This is a genomic window from Sphingobium sp. TCM1, from assembly GCF_001650725.1.
Classification (GTDB): Bacteria; Pseudomonadota; Alphaproteobacteria; order Sphingomonadales; family Sphingomonadaceae; genus Sphingobium.
Genome location: NZ_LXVX01000034.1, coordinates 114,238 through 129,785 on the forward strand (window position 1 = coordinate 114,238; position 15,548 = coordinate 129,785).

Sequence of the window (15,548 nt, forward strand, 5' to 3'; positions counted from 1 at the left end):
GCTACGCATTGTCCGGGGGAGGAGCTTTGAAGGAAACGGCGCGGCGTACCTTCAGCCGAAACGGAACCTAACGATCATGACGCATATCGCACTCGTAACCGGTGGCACGCGCGGGATCGGCGCGGCCATTGCCAGATCCCTGAAATCGGAAGGCTATGAGGTAGCGGCCGTCTACTATGGAGACGATGCTGCGGCTGCCCGGTTCGGGCAGGACACTGGCATAGCGGTGTTCAAGTGGGACGTTGCGGACGAGGATGCCTGCCGGAACGGCGTGGCCCAGGTCGAGGAGCGGCTTGGGCCGGTGTCCATCCTCGTCAACAATGCGGGCATCACCCGCGACGGGGTCTTCCACAAGATGAACTGGGACAGTTGGCGCGCCGTGCTGGCGACCAATCTCGATTCGATGTTCACCATGACCCGCGCGATCATCGAGGGGATGCGCGAGCGCCGTTTCGGCCGGATCATCAACATCTCGTCGATCAACGGCCAGAAGGGCCAGGTGGGGCAGGTCAATTATTCCGCGGCGAAAGCGGGCGTGATCGGCTTCACCAAGGCTCTGGCCCAGGAAAATGCCGCCCGCGGCATCACCGTCAACGCCGTCTGTCCCGGCTATGTCGACACGGACATGGTTGCGGCGGTTCGGGAGGAGGTGCGCGCCGGGATCATCGCCGGCATTCCGGTCGGCCGTCTCGGCGATCCCGACGAGATCGCGCAAGCGGTCTCCTATCTCGCCTCGCCAAAGGCGGCCTTCTGCACGGGCTCGGTGCTCACCATCAACGGCGGGCAATATATCGCCAACGGCTGAGCCGCATCTGCCGTCACGCATACGGATAATCCCTCATATCGCAGCGCAGCATCGCGACCGAAACTGCTTTTGCCCCACCTGGATTTTAAAAGGACCTGACCCATGACCTATCCCCTCGATCAGATCACCGCGCTTGCCAGGGCCAATGGCGAGCTCGTCCTCAAATTCGCCGAGATCGCCCGGACCGGGGGCGAGGACTATGCGCAGATCGGCAGCAAGGCGACGACACTGTTCGTCGATCAGTTGAAAGAGTTGAAGCCAGGAACCGTTCCTGCCTTCCGGAGCGACGGCTTCACGAGCCTGCTTGGCGAGATGGAAAAGAGCCGGGAGGCCTCGATGAGCAAGATCAAGGCGGCCGTCGAGGCATGGCAGGGGAGCTGGAAAGACCTGCTCTCGCAGGCGACCGGTCCGCAGGAACTGACCGATAGCTTCCGGACGTGGTTCCAGCCTTCGGCACCGGTGGCCAAGCCCGAGAAAGCAAACGTGCCGCCGCCGGCGCCCGCGCCTGCAAAAGCGTCCGCGACAGCCTGAGGGCCGCAACTCACGGCGAACACGGCTCCCGCCCGGCCTTCTGGGCGGGAGCCGTCTATCTGAACTCCACCAGGAACATTGCGCGGCGATATGGCCATTCCAGAGATCACAAGGACCCGATACCGGTCGCCAGCCATAAGCGCGGCCTGTCTCACTGCGTCTATGCTACTGGCCGGCTGCTCGTTCGCGCCGGCGCATGTCCGCCCTCCGCAGCCGGTTCCACAAACCTATGCGGCATCGGCACCCGGGTCGCCGTCCATCGCCCGCATCGGCTGGCATGATTTCTTCCGCGAGGAGCAGCTTCGCGCGCTGATCGCCGCAGCGCTCGAGAACAACCGCGATATCCGGATTGCCTCGGGGCGCATCGCGGAAGCGCGGGCGGCGTGGCGGATCCAGGGATCGGCGCTCTACCCCCAGCTCGACGCCGTTGCCACTGGAACCCGGGCACGCACCCCCGCGGATCTGTCGATGACGGGCCAGGCAGTTACAGGCAACCAGATCTACGGCCAACTCAGCGCCGGTTGGGAGATCGACTTCTGGGGCCGGCTGCGCAATCTCAACGAGGCGGCGCGGGCGCAATATCTGGCGACGGAGGAAGCGCGGCGCGCGATCGCGACCGATCTCATCGCCCAGATCGCCAACGGTTATCTGCTCGAGCGCGAATATGAGGAGCGCGCCGTATTGGCGGTCCGCACGATCGCCACGCGCGAGGAATCGCTGCGGATCATGCGGCGGCGCTACGAAGTGGGCTCGGGCTCGAAACTGGAGATGACCCAGGCGCAAACCCTGCTGGCACAAGCGCAGACGGCGCTGCAGGCGCTCGATCAGGACCGTGACGTCAATCGCAATGCCCTCGCACTGCTGGTCGGGCGTCCGGTCGATATGCGGCCGGGGCCGCTCGGCCTCGCCGAAGTTGCGCCGGAGGTTGTACTTCCTCCGGGCTTGCCGTCGGAGCTTCTCGCCAACCGGCCCGATATCGTGGCGGCGGAATATTCGCTGCGCGCCGCCAATGCGAATATCGGCGCCGCCCGCGCCGCCTTCTTTCCGAACATCAATCTGACCGGGACCTTCGGGACCGCAAGCAGCGAACTGGACGGCCTGTTCAAGAATGGCAGCCTTTCCTGGAACTTCTCTCCGACGATCAGCCTGCCGTTGTTCAACGCAGGCCGGCTGGCGGCCAACCTCGATGTGACGAAGGCCCGGCAGGTGATCGCCGTTGCCGACTACGAAAAGACGGTGCAGGCGGCGTTTCGCGATGTCTCGGACGCGCTGGTCCGGCGCCGGCAACTCGGCCTCCAGATCGAAACGACGCGCGTCATGCTCGCTGCGCTTCAGGAACGCGCGCGGCTCGCCCAATTGCGCTTCGATAACGGGCGCTCGGCCTATCTTGAAGTCCTCGACGCGCAGCGGGACCTGTTCGACACCGAGCAGACGCTCGTCCAGCTCCGGCGCGCCGAGCTTGCGAGCGCCGTTGCACTCTATGCGGCGCTGGGTGGGGGCTTCCTGCAAAATCCAGCCTTCGACATCAACGCAGCCGAAACCGGGAATCCAGCACAATGACGACGCCTTGGAAGACGTGGATTATCAGGGGCGCCATCGCCGCGGCGGTTGGCGTGGCGGCCTTCATCCTGTGGCTGGCGCTCAAGCCGAGCGACCTGCCCGACGGTATCGTCGGCGGCAACGGCCGGATCGAGGCGATCGAGATCGATGTCTCGGCCAAGACTCCCGGGCGCATCCGCGACATCGTCGCCGACGAGGGCGACTTCGTGAAGGCGGGACAGATCGTCGCCCACATGGACACCGATGTCCTCAACGCCCAGCGCTCGGAGGCGCAGGCCCAGCTTGCCCAGGCCATCAACGCGATTCTGGTCGCCCAAAGCCAGGTGTCGCAGCGCCAGAGCGAGCGCGCCGCCGCGCTCGCCGCCGTGCGGCAGCGCGAGGCCGAACTCAATGCCGCGCGCAAGCGGTTCGCTCGCTCGGAGACGCTGGCGCGCGAGGGCGCGACCGCCGCGCAGGAGCGCGACGACGATCAGGCGCAAGTCGAAGGAGCGACCGCGGCGGTCGAGGCGGCGCGCGCGCAAATGGCGTCGGTCGATGCGGCCATCGGCACCGCGCGCAGCCAGGTGATCGGCGCGCGCTCGAACGTCGACGCGGCGCGCGCGACGATCGAGCGGATCGAGGCCGATATTCGCGACAGCGCCCTGCGCGCGCCGGCTGGGGGAAGGGTCCAGTATCGCGTGGCCCAGCCGGGCGAGGTCGTCGCCGGCGGCGGGAGGGTGCTCAACCTCGTCAATCTCGGCGACGTCTACATGACCTTCTTCCTGCCTGAGACGGTAGCGGGACGCGTGGCGCTGGGGAGCGACGTGCGGATCGTGCTGGATGCCGCGCCCGACTTCGTGATCCCCGCCAAAGTCTCGTTCGTCGCCGATGTCGCCCAGTTCACGCCCAAGACGGTGGAGACGACAAGCGAGCGGCAGAAGCTGATGTTTCGGGTGAAGGCGCGGATCGATCCCGCCTTGCTCGATCGCCACATCACCCAGGTCAAGACCGGGCTTCCCGGCATGGCCTATGTCCGCATCGACCGCAGCACCCAGTGGCCGGCGAAGCTGACCGTAAACGTGCCGCGATGATCACGCCCGGCATGCCGGAAAGCGCCGTGCCGGCGATGGCAGCCCGTCTTTCGGGCGTAAGCCTGGATTATGGCAAGACGCGGGCGCTCGATGGCATCGAGCTCGAGATTCCCGCCGGCAGGATGGTGGCGCTGATCGGCCCCGATGGGGTGGGCAAGTCCACCCTGTTCTCGCTGATCGCCGGCGCGCGCGCGATCCAGCAGGGCAACATCGAGGTGCTCGGCGGCGACATGGCGGATAGGACGCATCGCGAAGCGGTTTGCCCTCGCATCGCCTATATGCCGCAGGGTCTGGGCAAGAACCTCTATCCGACTTTGTCCGTTGACGAGAATCTGGAATTTTTCGCGCGCCTGTTCGGGCAGGATGCACAGGAACGCGAGCGGCGGATCACAGAGCTTACGGAGAGCACCGGCCTTGCGCCGTTTCGCAAACGTCCTGCCGGCAAGCTTTCGGGCGGAATGAAACAAAAGCTGGGGCTATGCTGTGCCCTCATCCACGACCCCGATTTCCTGCTGCTCGATGAGCCGACCACGGGCGTCGATCCGCTGTCACGCGCGCAGTTCTGGGACCTGATCGACCGCATCCGGGGCGACCGGCCGCATATGAGCGTGCTGGTCGCCACCGCCTATATGGAGGAGGCCGCGCGGTTCGACTGGCTGGTGGCGATGGATGCCGGGCAAATCCTCGCCATCGGCACGCCCACGGACTTCTATCGACGCACCGGCACGGACCAGCTGGAACAGGCGTTCATCGCTCTGCTGCCCGAGGAACGGCGGCGCGGTCACAAGCCGGTGACGATCCCGCCGCGCAGCGACGGGGGCGAGGCCGAGATCGCCATCGAGGCCAGTGGACTCACCATGCGCTTTGGCGATTTTACCGCTGTCGATCATGTCGATTTCCGGATCGAACGCGGCGAGATCTTCGGTTTCCTGGGGTCGAACGGCTGCGGCAAGTCGACGACGATGAAGATGCTGACCGGCCTGCTCAAGGCGAGCGAGGGCGAGGCCTGGCTGTTCGGGAGCAAGGTCGAGAATGACGACATGGCGACGCGCCAGCGGGTCGGTTACATGTCGCAGGCCTTCTCGCTCTATTCCGAACTCACCGTCAGGCAGAATCTCGAGCTGCATGCGCAGCTCTTCCACGTGCCCACCGCCCAGATCCCCGCGCGGATCGAAGAGATGGCCGAGCGGTTCGGCCTGGCCGATATCATGAACGCGCTGCCCGACGCCCTCCCGCTCGGACAGCGGCAGCGCCTCAGTCTGGCGGTGGCGATGATCCATAAGCCCGAGATGTTGATCCTCGACGAACCGACCTCAGGCGTGGATCCGATCGCGCGCGACCAGTTCTGGCAGATGATGATCGACCTGTCGCGGGGCGACAAGGTGACGATCTTCATATCCACGCATTTCATGAACGAGGCCGAGCGTTGCGACCGGATTTCGCTGATGCACGCCGGCAAGGTGCTCGTCAGCGACACGCCGGCGGCGATCGTCGCAAAGCGCGGCAGCAAGAATCTCGAGGACGCGTTCATCAGCCATCTCGAAGACGCGGCCGGCAGGGACGAAAGGGTAGGGACGCGAACGGCGGCGCCAGTGCCGGCCGCCGGGAGCATGGCTCAGTCCGGTTCGTCCTTTACCCGCACCTTCAGCCGCCGGCGCATGATGAGCTATTCCCGGCGCGAGGCGCTGGAGTTGCGCCGCGATCCGATCCGCGCCACGCTCGCCCTGTTGGGAAGCGTATTGCTCATGTTCATCATGGGCTATGGGATCAGCATGGACGTGGAGGATCTGCCCTTTGCGGTCCTCGACCGCGACGGCACGACCACCAGCCAGAACTATGCGCTCAACCTCGCCGGGTCGCGCTATTTCGTCGAACGTCCGCCGATCACCGACTATGCGCAGCTCGACCGGCGCATGCGCGACGGGGAGCTCAGCGTCGCGATCGAGCTCCCACCCAACTTCGCGCGCGATCTGAGACGCGGCACGCCGGTGCAGATCGGCGTGTGGATCGACGGCGCCATGCCGCAGCGTGCCGAGACCGTGCAGGGCTATATCCAGGCGATGCACGCCCAATGGCTGGGAGAAATGGCGACGCAGGAATTGGGGGCGAAGCCCTCGGGCGGTCTCATCAACATCGAGATGCGCTATCGCTACAATCCCGACGTCAAGAGCCTGGTCGCGATCGCTCCGGCGGTCATCCCGATCCTGCTGCTGCTGTTTCCGGCGATGCTGACGGCACTCAGCGTCGTGCGCGAGAAGGAGCTCGGCTCGATCATCAACTTCTATGTCACGCCGATCACGCGGATCGAGTTCCTGCTGGGCAAGCAGTTGCCCTATGTCGCGCTTGCCATGCTCAACTATGTCCTGCTGGTGCTCCTGGCGTTGCTCGTCTTTCGCGTGCCGATCACCGGCAACCTGCTGGCGATGACGGTGGCGGCCTTGTTCTACACTATGTCCGCGACCGCGATCGGGCTGCTCTTCTCGATCTTCATGCGCAGCCAGATCGCCGCGTTGTTCGCGACCGCGATCGGCACCATCCTCCCGGCGGTTCAATTTTCCGGGTTGATCAACCCGGTATCCTCGCTTGAGGGCGTCGGTGCATTTGTCGGCACGATCTTTCCGACCACCTATTTCGTCACCATCTGCCGGGGCGTCTTCTCGAAGGGGCTGGGCTTTGGCGATCTCGGCCAGCCGCTGCTGGCATTGGCCGTAGCTGTGCCGGTGCTGCTCGCGCTGTCCGTCGCGCTCCTCAAGAAGCAGGAGGCCTAGAATGCGGCACACGGCCAATATCCTCCGCCTCGGGATCAAGGAACTGCGCAGCCTGTGGCGCGATCCGATGATGCTGGTGCTGATCGCCTATGCCTTTTCGCTCGGCATCTACGTGGCGGCTTCCGCCATGCCAGAGACCTTGCACAAGGCGCCGATCGCGATCGTCGACGAGGACCAGTCGCCGCTGTCGAACCGGATCACCGGGGCCTTTTATCCCCCGCACTTCACCAAGCCTGCATTGATTCCTCTGGGCGAGGTCGATCCGGCCATGGATGCCGGACGCTACACCTTCGCGCTCGACCTGCCGCCCGATTTCCAGCGCGACGTGCTCGCCGGCCGCCAGCCGACCGTTCAGCTCAACATCGATGCCACGCGGATGAGCCAGGCCTTCACCGGCGGCGGCTACATCCAGCAGATCGTCCAGGGCGAGGTCTCGGAGTTCATGCGGGGTACGCGGGCGACAGCACCACCGCCCGTCGACCTGGCCCTGCGCGCCCGTTTCAACCCGACGCTGGCGCAGAGTTGGTTCGGGTCGGTAATGGAGATCATCAACAACGTCACCATGCTCTCGATCGTACTGACCGGCGCCGCGCTGATCCGGGAGCGCGAGCATGGCACGATCGAGCATCTGCTGGTGATGCCGGTCACGCCGTTCGAAATCATGGCGAGCAAGGTCTGGGCGATGGGGCTCGTCGTGCTTGTCGCCTGCGCCTTCGCGCTTCTTTTCGTGATCGAAGGGATATTGAAGGTTCCCATCGAGGGATCGATCCCGCTCTTTCTCCTCGGGGCTGGGCTTCACCTGTTCGCGACCACGTCGATGGGCATCTTCATGGGTACGATCGCGCGGTCCATGCCGCAGTTCGGGCTGCTGCTGATGCTCGTGCTACTGCCGCTCCAGATGCTCTCGGGCGGCACGACACCTCGCGAGAGCATGCCCGAGATCGTGCAGACCGTGATGCTCGCCGCGCCCACCACCCACTTCGTCAAGATGGCGCAATCGATCCTCTATCGCGGCGCCGGGCTCGACGTGGTCTGGCCGCAATTCCTGGCGATCATTGCGATCGGCGCGGTGTTCTTCCTGATCGCGCTTTCGCGGTTCCGCAAGACGATCGGAACGATGGCATAAGCGGGCATAGGATGGCCGGCTCAGTAACACTACCAATATGCCCGTCGACGCGGCTGCGCGAAACATTTCTCATCACATAGGAGGAATTGCCATGCACGCCCTGGACAGAATTCGTCAGTCGATCGATGTCATTTTCCTGTATGGATTGACGGCAGGTCTGATGATGGCGATCGCCGCCATCATCATGGCGAAGCTTCCTGAATGAAAAGGAAGCCGCGTCTTCAATGTATCGCACCGCTTGTCCTGAGTGCCTTGCTTGGGCTTTCGGCGTGCACCGCCGCCCAGGCGGCACCCGCCGCCGCCAGAGCGACCGTCCCGGCGGGCTTCCGCCTCGATCCCGACGGAACGCTGGTGCATGAGGGAAGCGGTACACGCTTTCCACATATACTCGCCGGATTCACGCGCGTGGCGGAGCAAGGATATGATCCCAGCGGCCAGTATGTTTCCGTCGAATATCACTCGCCAGTGCATGGCGCGGCGATCGTCGCGCGCATCTCGCTTGTTCACATCGAGCAAATGTCGGCGAAGGAGCATTATACGATCATGAAAGGGCAAGTGCGCGGCTATTTCGATGAAAGTACGCCGCTGACCGAGGGGCAGGTCGTTCTTCCAGACGTACCAGAGGATTCCGTGTGGCGCGGGCGCTTCCGTGGCGTCCGCGAAGGCGTCCGCTTTGAATTCAGCCTCACGACGGTCGATCTCGGCTATTGGGGCGCCCGTGTCGCGACAGCCTATCCCGAGGCCGATCATGTAGAAGCCGAACAGCGGCTGGACGCATTGATCGGTCGATTGCGGGCGTTGGCGCCGTCTGTGAAGCCGGAATAGGGACGGTCTCATCCAAGGCCGTTGCCGCTCGTCACCTGGCTCCTCGGGGCCGCCGAATTCGCGGACGAACTCTCCCGCCAGGCGGGTAAGACGTAAGCGCAAAAACCTCCCCACATTTTCGTAAGCGCTGATCTGGCTATGTTTCGCCCCTCGTCTGAGGGGTATCGTAGTGGCCGATGATATAAGTACATTCGAAACAGGTTTCGAAAGGCAGGAGGGCCATCGGCCCTCGCGTATGGACGTCATTCCAGCAGGGCCGATGCGGCGTCGCTGGTCGGCCGAGGCCAAGGCCCGGATCATCGCGTCGAGTTTTGAGCCCGGCGCCAACATCGCAGAAATTGCGCGAACGCATGGACTGCTGCCACAGCAGCTTTATGCGTGGCGGCATGACAGTATTCCGGGCAAACGCCTGGCCAGCAAGAAGCTGGGCTTTGTCCCGGCGGTGATCGAAGATGCTGGCGGCACCGGCTCGGCTGATGGTGGAGGCGATGAGATCGTGATCCGCACGGCCGCCCTCGCGATCCATGTGCCGCCGGGCGCGAGCGAGGATCATATCGCTCGGGTGCTCGCCGCTGTGAGCCGGTCGGGATGATTATCCCGCCAGGGCCGCTCAAGGTGATGGTGGCGACAAAGCCGGTCGACTTCAGGAAAGGCGCCGTCAGCCTGGCGGCGCTGGTCGAGCATGAACTCGGGCTCAAACCCTTCTCGGGGGTGGTCTTCATCTTCCGCTCGAAGCGGGCGAACAGGATCAAGCTGCTGGTCTGGGACGGCACTGGCCTGGTACTTGTGAGCAAGGTCTTGCAGATCGGAGGCTTTCATTGGCCCCGGGCGCACGATGGCGTGATGCGGCTGTCGGCATCGCAAGCGTCAGCCTTGTTCGAAGGGCTGCAATGGTCGAAAATGCACACGCCGCGCACTCAGGCTCCGGTGACGACGCGATAGGTCGCACGCCTGATTCCCCTGATCGAAATGCCATTGCGGATCGCTCCCAAACTGCCAGAAATGGGGCATGTCCGCCACGGCAACCGACCTTCCTGACGATGTCGCCACCCTCAAGGCGATGGTCCTGGCCGGCCTCGAGCGTGAAGCTCGGATGCAGCACATCATCGACCAGATCACCCGCACGACATTCGGGAAACGGTCGGAAAAGCTGAGCGAAGATCAGTTGGCGCTTGCCTTCGATGATCTCGACGTCGCCCGTGCTGAACTGGAGGCGCTTGGCGAGCAGGCGGCAGGTCAGAAGAAGGAACGGGCGCGGAGGGAAAGCGGGACTGCGCGGGCGTCGCTGCCGGCGCACCTGACCTGCGTTGAGGAAGTGATCCTTCCAGGCGAAACGGAATGTCCGTGCTGCGGAGGCGCGCTGCACTGCATAGACAGCGACATATCGAGCCGGCTCGATGTCATCCCGGTCCAGTATCGCGTGATCGTGACGTTCCGCCCGAAAATGGCGTGCCGGGCGTGCAGCGATGGCGTGTTCCAGGCGCCCGCGGCCAAGCATGTGGTGCCAGGCGGCCTGCCCACCGAGGCGCTGGTCGCCGATGTGCTGGTCAAGAAATATGCCGATCACATGCCCTTCTATCGGCAGGCCCAGGCATTGCGGCGTCAGGGTATCGAGATCGACCGGGGAACCATGTGCAACTGGGCGGGTCGAGCCGCCGCCTGGCTCGGCCGCCTGACCAACAGGATGAAAGCCGACCTCCTAACGAGCGCAAGGCTGTTCGTTGATGAGACCACCGCCAAGGTCCTGGCACCCGGCACCGGCAAGGTGAAGACGGGCTATCTCTGGGCGATCGCGCGTGATGATGGGGCGCATGGCGGCACCGATCCACCGGCGGTCGTCTACACCTACATGCCGGGTCGCGGGAAAGTCTGGGCGGAAAAGCTGCTCGGGGATTTTACCGGCATCGTTCAGTGCGACGGCTATGGCGCCTACAAGCATATCGAGGTGCCGGACCGGAAGGGTGGTCCTGGAACGCTCGCCTTCTGCTGGGCGCATGTCAGGCGTGGCTTCTTCGACGATGCCAAGGGTGGCAACGCTCCGGTCGCCGATGAGGCGCTGCGGCGGATCGCCAGCCTCTACAAAATCGAGGCGCGTATCCGAGGTTCCAGCCCCGAACACAGGTTGGCGGTCCGCCAAGCTGAATCCGCTTCGATCATCGCGGACATGCTGCCTTGGCTTGAGGAAATGCTGCCCAAGCTGCCCCGAGGATCCAACACGGCCGAAGCCATCCGCTACACCCTCAACCACTGGAAAGGCCTCGTCCGCTTCCTTGAGGATGGGCGGATCGAGCTGGACAACAACACCGTCGAGCGATCAATCAGGCCGCTTACGCTCCAGCGTAAAAATGCCCTGTTCACAGGTCATGACCTGGGGGCCGAAAACTGGGCGACCTTCGCCAGCCTCATCGAAACTTGTAAGCTGGGCGGCATTAACCCCCAGGCTTACCTCACCGATGTCCTCGCCCGCATCATCCTGCGCGGCGATACAGATCCGATCAATGATCTACTCCCCTACAACTGGGTAGATAGTCGCTCCGTCGCTAGCGCCATTATCGATCAGGCCGCCTGAATGCCGCCGAGTGGGGGTGTTTTAGCGCTTACGGTAAGACGGTCATATTTCGCAACCTGAGCGAGGCCGACGACAAAGCGGCGCTGGTTGGCACGGGCCTGTCCGAGGCGGTGGCGGCAATGCTTGCCCAGTCGGATGCCGCGGCCGGACAGGGCGCAACGACGCCATTGAAGGATGCGATTGCCGCGGCACTGGCTTGTTGAACGCCGCGCGCCGGCGGTCAAACGGGGCGCAGCTTCTTCCTGACCAGGACCAGGGTCGAGTCCCCGGGATATTCTTCCACCGAGAATCCCATGTCGCGCTCGAGTCCGATTGCAGCGGTATTGGCGCGGCTCTCGATTGACTCGATTGTCGATAGCCCTCGCGCTTCGGCCTCATCGGCCATGAAAGAGAGCAGTGTCCATCCGACGCCTCTGTGCCGATAGTCCGCGTCAACCGAGATTGCTATCTCGCCCCGCTCGCCCGCTGCATCGGATACGAGCATCGCGCTTGCAATTGCGGCGCTGCTCTCGGCATCGAACGCAAGATAGCTTATTGCGTTGCCGTCATCGATCGGCGTCAGGGCCCGGAGTTGCTCCGGCCCGATTTCGTTCAATCCAGACAGGAACCGGAAGCGCAGATCTTCATGGCTCACATGGTGGAACAAATGCTTCAAAGTCGCCTCGTCGTGTGTGTCTGCGGGTCTCACCAGCAACTTGAGTCCGCTGCGCGTGACCAGCGAGGTTGGGTTATCGCTCATCGTTCTGACCTTTCCGAGTTTTTGCATCCATGCTGTCGGTGCATGACGTCTGCGCGCTCCGGTCGGCGATGGATGCCGCATAGCGGACAGCCGCCCGATTGAACGCGGCTACTATTCCGGTCGTGCTGTTCGTCATAGCGGGTTCCTCGACCGACAACCGACAGGACGCGACAGGCTGCCGGTCATCGAGGTCGAACAAAGTCATGCCACCGGCGACGAGGACCGTAGGCGGAGCCTTTTGATCTCCTTCGCCATGGTAACGCGCTTCGAAGCGGTCGACGGTGACCTGCAAGGCCTGTGATGCTCCCGCCGCGTTCCTCGGCGCTGCCAGCCGGATGCCTGGCGCGCGCGTCTCGAACTGCCGCTCGAGGGTCTGGGCGAACAGGTCGGGCACGGAAGCCACCCAGCGGGCATCCTTGATGTAGAGGGCGCGCTCGCCGCGCGTCGTCAGGATGCGATCGCCCTCGATCTCGGGCGCGAACCGCGATCGCAGCAACGTCAGCGTCCGGCGCGGAACCGGGTATCGCGCGGAAGGGGCATCAGCACGCTCGACTACGCCGAAGCGAAAGAGATCGTCCCGTCTGCCGCCACCCAGCAGGCTGCCGCAGCTGCCCAGCAGCGATGCCCCCAGCAAGAGCACCAACGTCCGATTGCCTGGAGAAAAAATCATCGCGGTAGCTCCAGTTCCTTGCCGCTATCCTTGCTAAGCGCCTGACGAGGACTTTGGCGGATCTGGCGGATCAGGCCGTCCAGCGATTCCGCCGTTTCCTGCAGCGTGAGCATGGTGGCGTTGATGTTGGGAAGAGTAGTCGTGCCCAGGTCGCCGCTTTGCGTATCGAGCTTCGCGATGACGCCGCGCGCCTCGTGAACCGCCGCCTTGAGTTCGCCCGCTGCCCCTGACACATCCGCAAGCGCGCGTTTTCCATTGCCATCGGCGATCTGACGGACTGACGCCGCCGCTTCCTGAATATCGGTGGCGGCGCGGTCGAGTTTGGCCATGGCCGAGGCCGCGTTGGCGATCATCGTCCGGTTCGCCGCAAGTTCCGCGGTCGTCGTCCGGACGTCATGGATGGCGGCCCCGACATTGGCGATGTTGCGATCGGACAGAAGCCTGTTCACGCGAGTGAGTGCTTCGGTGGCGCTTGCCACCATCTGGCCTCCTCCTTGCAACAGCGAAGACAATGCGTTGGGCTTGCTGGGAATCACGGGGCGCCTGCTGTGATCGACGCGGCGCAACAGCGGTTTGCTGGCCGTCCCGGCGCTGATCTGCACGATACTGACGCCGGAAATTCCCTGCGTTTCAGTGGACGCCATCGAATCCACGCGCACTGGTGTCCCGCGGTTGACCTCGATGTCGGTGACCACGCGGTTGGGATCGCGCGCGTCGAGCCTGATCCGCTGGATCTCGCCGACCTTGATGCCATTGAACTGGACCTCGGCTCCGACGCTCAGACCCCGCACCGGGCCATGAAACACGACCTGGAAGGGATCGTGCTCCCGTCTGAACTGCGAGCCGCCCAACCAGACCACGAAAACGATCGCGGCGATGAGCAGCACGATCGAGATAGCGCCCACCAGCGCATAATTGGCGTGGCGTTCCATCAGCCTTCCTTCTGCTTCTTGGCGGCACGGCCGCGCGGCCCCAGAAAATAGCGCCTGATCCAGGGATGGTCCGATCGCTCGAGCTCGGCGACCGGCGCGATGGCGACAATCTTCCTGTCGGCGACGACGGCAACCCGGTCGCAGATGGCATAGAGCGTATCGAGATCGTGGGTGATCATGAAGACGGTGAAGCCGAGCGCATCACGCAGCGTCCTGACGAGATCGTCAAACTCGCTCGCCGCGATCGGATCGAGTCCGGCTGTCGGCTCGTCGAGGAACAGGATCTCGGGATCGAGTGCGATGGCGCGGGCGACACCCGCGCGCTTGCGCATGCCGCCGGACAGCTCGGCGGGCTTCAGGATGCCGGCATCGTCGGGCAGACCCGCCAACTTGATCTTCAGCCGGGCGAGATCGCGTACAAAGTCCCTTGAGAGATGCGCATGCTCGAGGAGCGGTGTCTCGACATTCTCCTCCACGGTGAGGAAGGAGAACAGGGCGCCCTGCTGGAACATCACGCCGATGCGCCGTTCGATATCGGCCTGCGCGCCCGGATCATCGATGTGCCGACCGAAGATTTCGACGGTCCCGCCATCGGGTCGCTTGAGGCCGAGGATGGTGTTGAGCAGCACCGATTTGCCCGAACCGGAGCCGCCCACGACGCCGAGTATCTCGCCGCGCCGGACCTCGAGATCAAGATCCTCGTGGATGACCTTTTCGCCGAACGCCGTTCGCAGGCCGCTGACGCGGATCGGCGCATCGTCGCTGTCGGTGGTTGATGGCGCACTCACAGGTCCAGCACCATGAAGAGCACCGCGAAGATCGCGTCGAACATGATGACCATGAAGACCGACTGGACGACCGCGGAGGTGACGTTGCGGCCGAGGCTTTGGACGTCGCCACCAACCATCAGGCCATGCCGGCAGCCAGCGGCGGCGATGACGATCGCCAGGAACGGCGCCTTGCTCATGCCGATCCAGAAATGCTTGATATTCACCGTTTCGAGCGTGCGCTGGATGAAGAAGACCGGGCTGATATCGATTGTCGCCCAGCTGACCAGCAAGCCGCCGGCAATGCCGCCGATATCCGCGCAGAAAGTCATCAGCGGCATCATCAGCAGCGCGGCCAGGACGCGGGGGATGACCAGCGCGTCGAAACGGTCGACGCCCATCACCTGCATCGCGTCGGTTTCCTGGTTCATGCGCATCGAGCCGATCTGCGCTGCGAAGGACGATGCGGAGCGGCCCGACAGCAGGATCGCGGCGATGACCACGCCGAACTCGCGCAGGATCGCCACCGCGACCAGCTGGACCGTGAACACTTCCACGCCGAGTGTCGTCAGCAGGTTGGTGCCGACCAATGCGATGACCGCACCGATGAAGAAGGTCATCACGAAAACGATCGGCAAGGCGTTGACGCCCGCGTCCTGCATCATTGCGACCAACGGCGTCACGCGCAGGCGGCGCGGATGAAAAAACGTCCGGCCGAGCGCCGCGATCAGCCGACCGGTGAATTCGAGCATGGCGTAAGCTTCGCCGCCGAGCTGGACCACCTGGCGTCCGAAACGGTCGAAAAAGCCCACTATCCCCCCGGAACCCCGCCGGGGCGGCGTTTCAGTGTATAGCGCCGGCCGGACGAGTTCGATCAGCCGGCGCAGATCCTCTCGCGGGCCACAGTCTATGTCGACCTCTTTGGGCACGAACTGCAGCAACGCAAGCGCGCCAGCCGTATCGACCCGCCCCAGGTCAGACAGATCAACCCGCTGAACCATGCCTCTCTCTCCGAGGTGTGCGGACAATCGGTCGAGGGCGTTCCCCAGGGCCAGCGCCGTCCAGTCGCCGGTCATGTGAAGCGTCATCTCGCCGTTGCGATCATAGAGATGCCAATCCGCGCTCGTCATCGCAGGAGAACGGCTCCCGGTTGAATGCGGGGCGGTGGTCGACGATTACCAAAGAG

15 protein-coding genes are annotated in these 15,548 nt (G+C 64.0%); 10 read left to right on the top strand and 5 right to left on the bottom strand.

What is annotated here, in order from left to right; genetic code table 11:
* Positions 1-76 precede the first annotated feature (76 nt).
* From phbB to tnpC, 10 genes are all read left to right on the top strand, one after another.
* Positions 77-805 (top strand): acetoacetyl-CoA reductase, encoded by a 729-nt coding sequence (phbB, locus tag A7Q26_RS17590; RefSeq protein WP_025291811.1) that lies wholly within the window; start codon positions 77-79, stop codon positions 803-805.
* 102 nt (positions 806-907) lie between these two features.
* Positions 908-1,336: a hypothetical protein gene (locus tag A7Q26_RS17595; protein WP_025291812.1), complete on the top strand. Its 429-nt coding sequence runs from the start codon at positions 908-910 to the stop codon at positions 1,334-1,336.
* A 162-nt stretch (positions 1,337-1,498) separates the two neighbouring features.
* Positions 1,499-2,896 carry an efflux transporter outer membrane subunit gene (locus tag A7Q26_RS17600; protein WP_025291813.1) on the top strand — a complete coding sequence of 466 codons (1,398 nt, stop codon included), beginning with the start codon at positions 1,499-1,501 and terminating at the stop codon, positions 2,894-2,896.
* Positions 2,893-3,966 carry an HlyD family secretion protein gene (locus A7Q26_RS17605; RefSeq protein WP_066862145.1) on the top strand — a complete coding sequence of 358 codons (1,074 nt, stop codon included), beginning with the start codon at positions 2,893-2,895 and terminating at the stop codon, positions 3,964-3,966. The genes A7Q26_RS17600 and A7Q26_RS17605 overlap by 4 nt, the downstream gene beginning before the upstream one ends.
* Positions 3,963-6,734: a ribosome-associated ATPase/putative transporter RbbA gene (gene rbbA, locus A7Q26_RS17610; RefSeq protein WP_025291815.1), complete on the top strand. Its 2,772-nt coding sequence runs from the start codon at positions 3,963-3,965 to the stop codon at positions 6,732-6,734. The genes A7Q26_RS17605 and rbbA overlap by 4 nt, the downstream gene beginning before the upstream one ends.
* Before the next feature lies 1 nt (position 6,735).
* Complete coding sequence (locus A7Q26_RS17615) at positions 6,736-7,860, top strand: ABC transporter permease (RefSeq protein WP_025291816.1); 1,125 nt, start codon at positions 6,736-6,738, stop codon at positions 7,858-7,860.
* Positions 7,861-8,112: 252 nt separating this feature from the next.
* Complete coding sequence (locus A7Q26_RS17620; RefSeq protein WP_157102597.1) at positions 8,113-8,685, top strand: hypothetical protein; 573 nt, start codon at positions 8,113-8,115, stop codon at positions 8,683-8,685.
* Between the two features lie 235 nt (positions 8,686-8,920).
* A complete protein-coding gene (tnpA, locus tag A7Q26_RS17625; protein WP_066862148.1) occupies positions 8,921-9,277 on the top strand; it encodes an IS66-like element accessory protein TnpA in 357 nt (118 codons plus the stop codon).
* Positions 9,274-9,627: an IS66 family insertion sequence element accessory protein TnpB gene (gene tnpB / locus A7Q26_RS17630; RefSeq protein WP_066862151.1), complete on the top strand. Its 354-nt coding sequence runs from the start codon at positions 9,274-9,276 to the stop codon at positions 9,625-9,627. Before tnpA ends, tnpB begins: the two co-directional genes overlap by 4 nt.
* A gap of 67 nt (positions 9,628-9,694) precedes the next feature.
* A complete protein-coding gene (gene tnpC / locus A7Q26_RS17635) occupies positions 9,695-11,254 on the top strand; it encodes an IS66 family transposase (protein WP_066862154.1) in 1,560 nt (519 codons plus the stop codon).
* A 220-nt stretch (positions 11,255-11,474) separates the two neighbouring features.
* Here tnpC and A7Q26_RS17640 read toward each other — a convergent pair whose 3' ends face one another.
* From A7Q26_RS17640 to A7Q26_RS17660, 5 genes are read right to left on the bottom strand one after another with little or no spacing between them, the layout of a single operon-like run.
* Entirely contained in the window at positions 11,475-11,993 is a 519-nt protein-coding gene (locus tag A7Q26_RS17640; protein WP_066862156.1) for a GNAT family N-acetyltransferase, read from the bottom strand.
* The gene (locus A7Q26_RS17645; RefSeq protein ID WP_066862159.1) at positions 11,983-12,663 is read right to left on the bottom strand and encodes an ABC-type transport auxiliary lipoprotein family protein; all 681 of its coding nucleotides are present in this window, start codon (positions 12,661-12,663) and stop codon (positions 11,983-11,985) included. Before A7Q26_RS17645 ends, A7Q26_RS17640 begins: the two co-directional genes overlap by 11 nt.
* Positions 12,660-13,595, bottom strand: a complete 936-nt coding sequence (locus A7Q26_RS17650; RefSeq protein ID WP_066862162.1) for an MlaD family protein — start codon at positions 13,593-13,595, stop codon at positions 12,660-12,662. Before A7Q26_RS17650 ends, A7Q26_RS17645 begins: the two co-directional genes overlap by 4 nt.
* Positions 13,595-14,383 (bottom strand): ABC transporter ATP-binding protein, encoded by a 789-nt coding sequence (locus A7Q26_RS17655; protein WP_025291822.1) that lies wholly within the window; start codon positions 14,381-14,383, stop codon positions 13,595-13,597. Before A7Q26_RS17655 ends, A7Q26_RS17650 begins: the two co-directional genes overlap by 1 nt.
* A complete protein-coding gene (locus tag A7Q26_RS17660) occupies positions 14,380-15,492 on the bottom strand; it encodes an ABC transporter permease (RefSeq protein WP_066862165.1) in 1,113 nt (370 codons plus the stop codon). The genes A7Q26_RS17655 and A7Q26_RS17660 overlap by 4 nt, the downstream gene beginning before the upstream one ends.
* Positions 15,493-15,548: the final 56 nt, after the last annotated feature.

Coding starts and splice junctions, on each gene's coding strand:
- tnpC (WP_066862154.1), top strand. CDS start 9,695: ATGTCCGCCACGGCAACCGACCTTCCTGACGATGTCGCCACCCTCAAG.
- A7Q26_RS17605 (WP_066862145.1), top strand. CDS start 2,893: ATGACGACGCCTTGGAAGACGTGGATTATCAGGGGCGCCATCGCCGCG.
- rbbA (WP_025291815.1), top strand. CDS start 3,963: ATGATCACGCCCGGCATGCCGGAAAGCGCCGTGCCGGCGATGGCAGCC.
- A7Q26_RS17595 (WP_025291812.1), top strand. CDS start 908: ATGACCTATCCCCTCGATCAGATCACCGCGCTTGCCAGGGCCAATGGC.
- tnpA (WP_066862148.1), top strand. CDS start 8,921: ATGGACGTCATTCCAGCAGGGCCGATGCGGCGTCGCTGGTCGGCCGAG.
- A7Q26_RS17615 (WP_025291816.1), top strand. CDS start 6,736: ATGCGGCACACGGCCAATATCCTCCGCCTCGGGATCAAGGAACTGCGC.
- A7Q26_RS17650 (WP_066862162.1), bottom strand. CDS start 13,595: ATGGAACGCCACGCCAATTATGCGCTGGTGGGCGCTATCTCGATCGTG.
- A7Q26_RS17645 (WP_066862159.1), bottom strand. CDS start 12,663: ATGATTTTTTCTCCAGGCAATCGGACGTTGGTGCTCTTGCTGGGGGCA.
- A7Q26_RS17600 (WP_025291813.1), top strand. CDS start 1,499: ATGCTACTGGCCGGCTGCTCGTTCGCGCCGGCGCATGTCCGCCCTCCG.
- tnpB (WP_066862151.1), top strand. CDS start 9,274: ATGATTATCCCGCCAGGGCCGCTCAAGGTGATGGTGGCGACAAAGCCG.
- A7Q26_RS17660 (WP_066862165.1), bottom strand. CDS start 15,492: ATGACGAGCGCGGATTGGCATCTCTATGATCGCAACGGCGAGATGACG.
- A7Q26_RS17640 (WP_066862156.1), bottom strand. CDS start 11,993: ATGAGCGATAACCCAACCTCGCTGGTCACGCGCAGCGGACTCAAGTTG.
- phbB (WP_025291811.1), top strand. CDS start 77: ATGACGCATATCGCACTCGTAACCGGTGGCACGCGCGGGATCGGCGCG.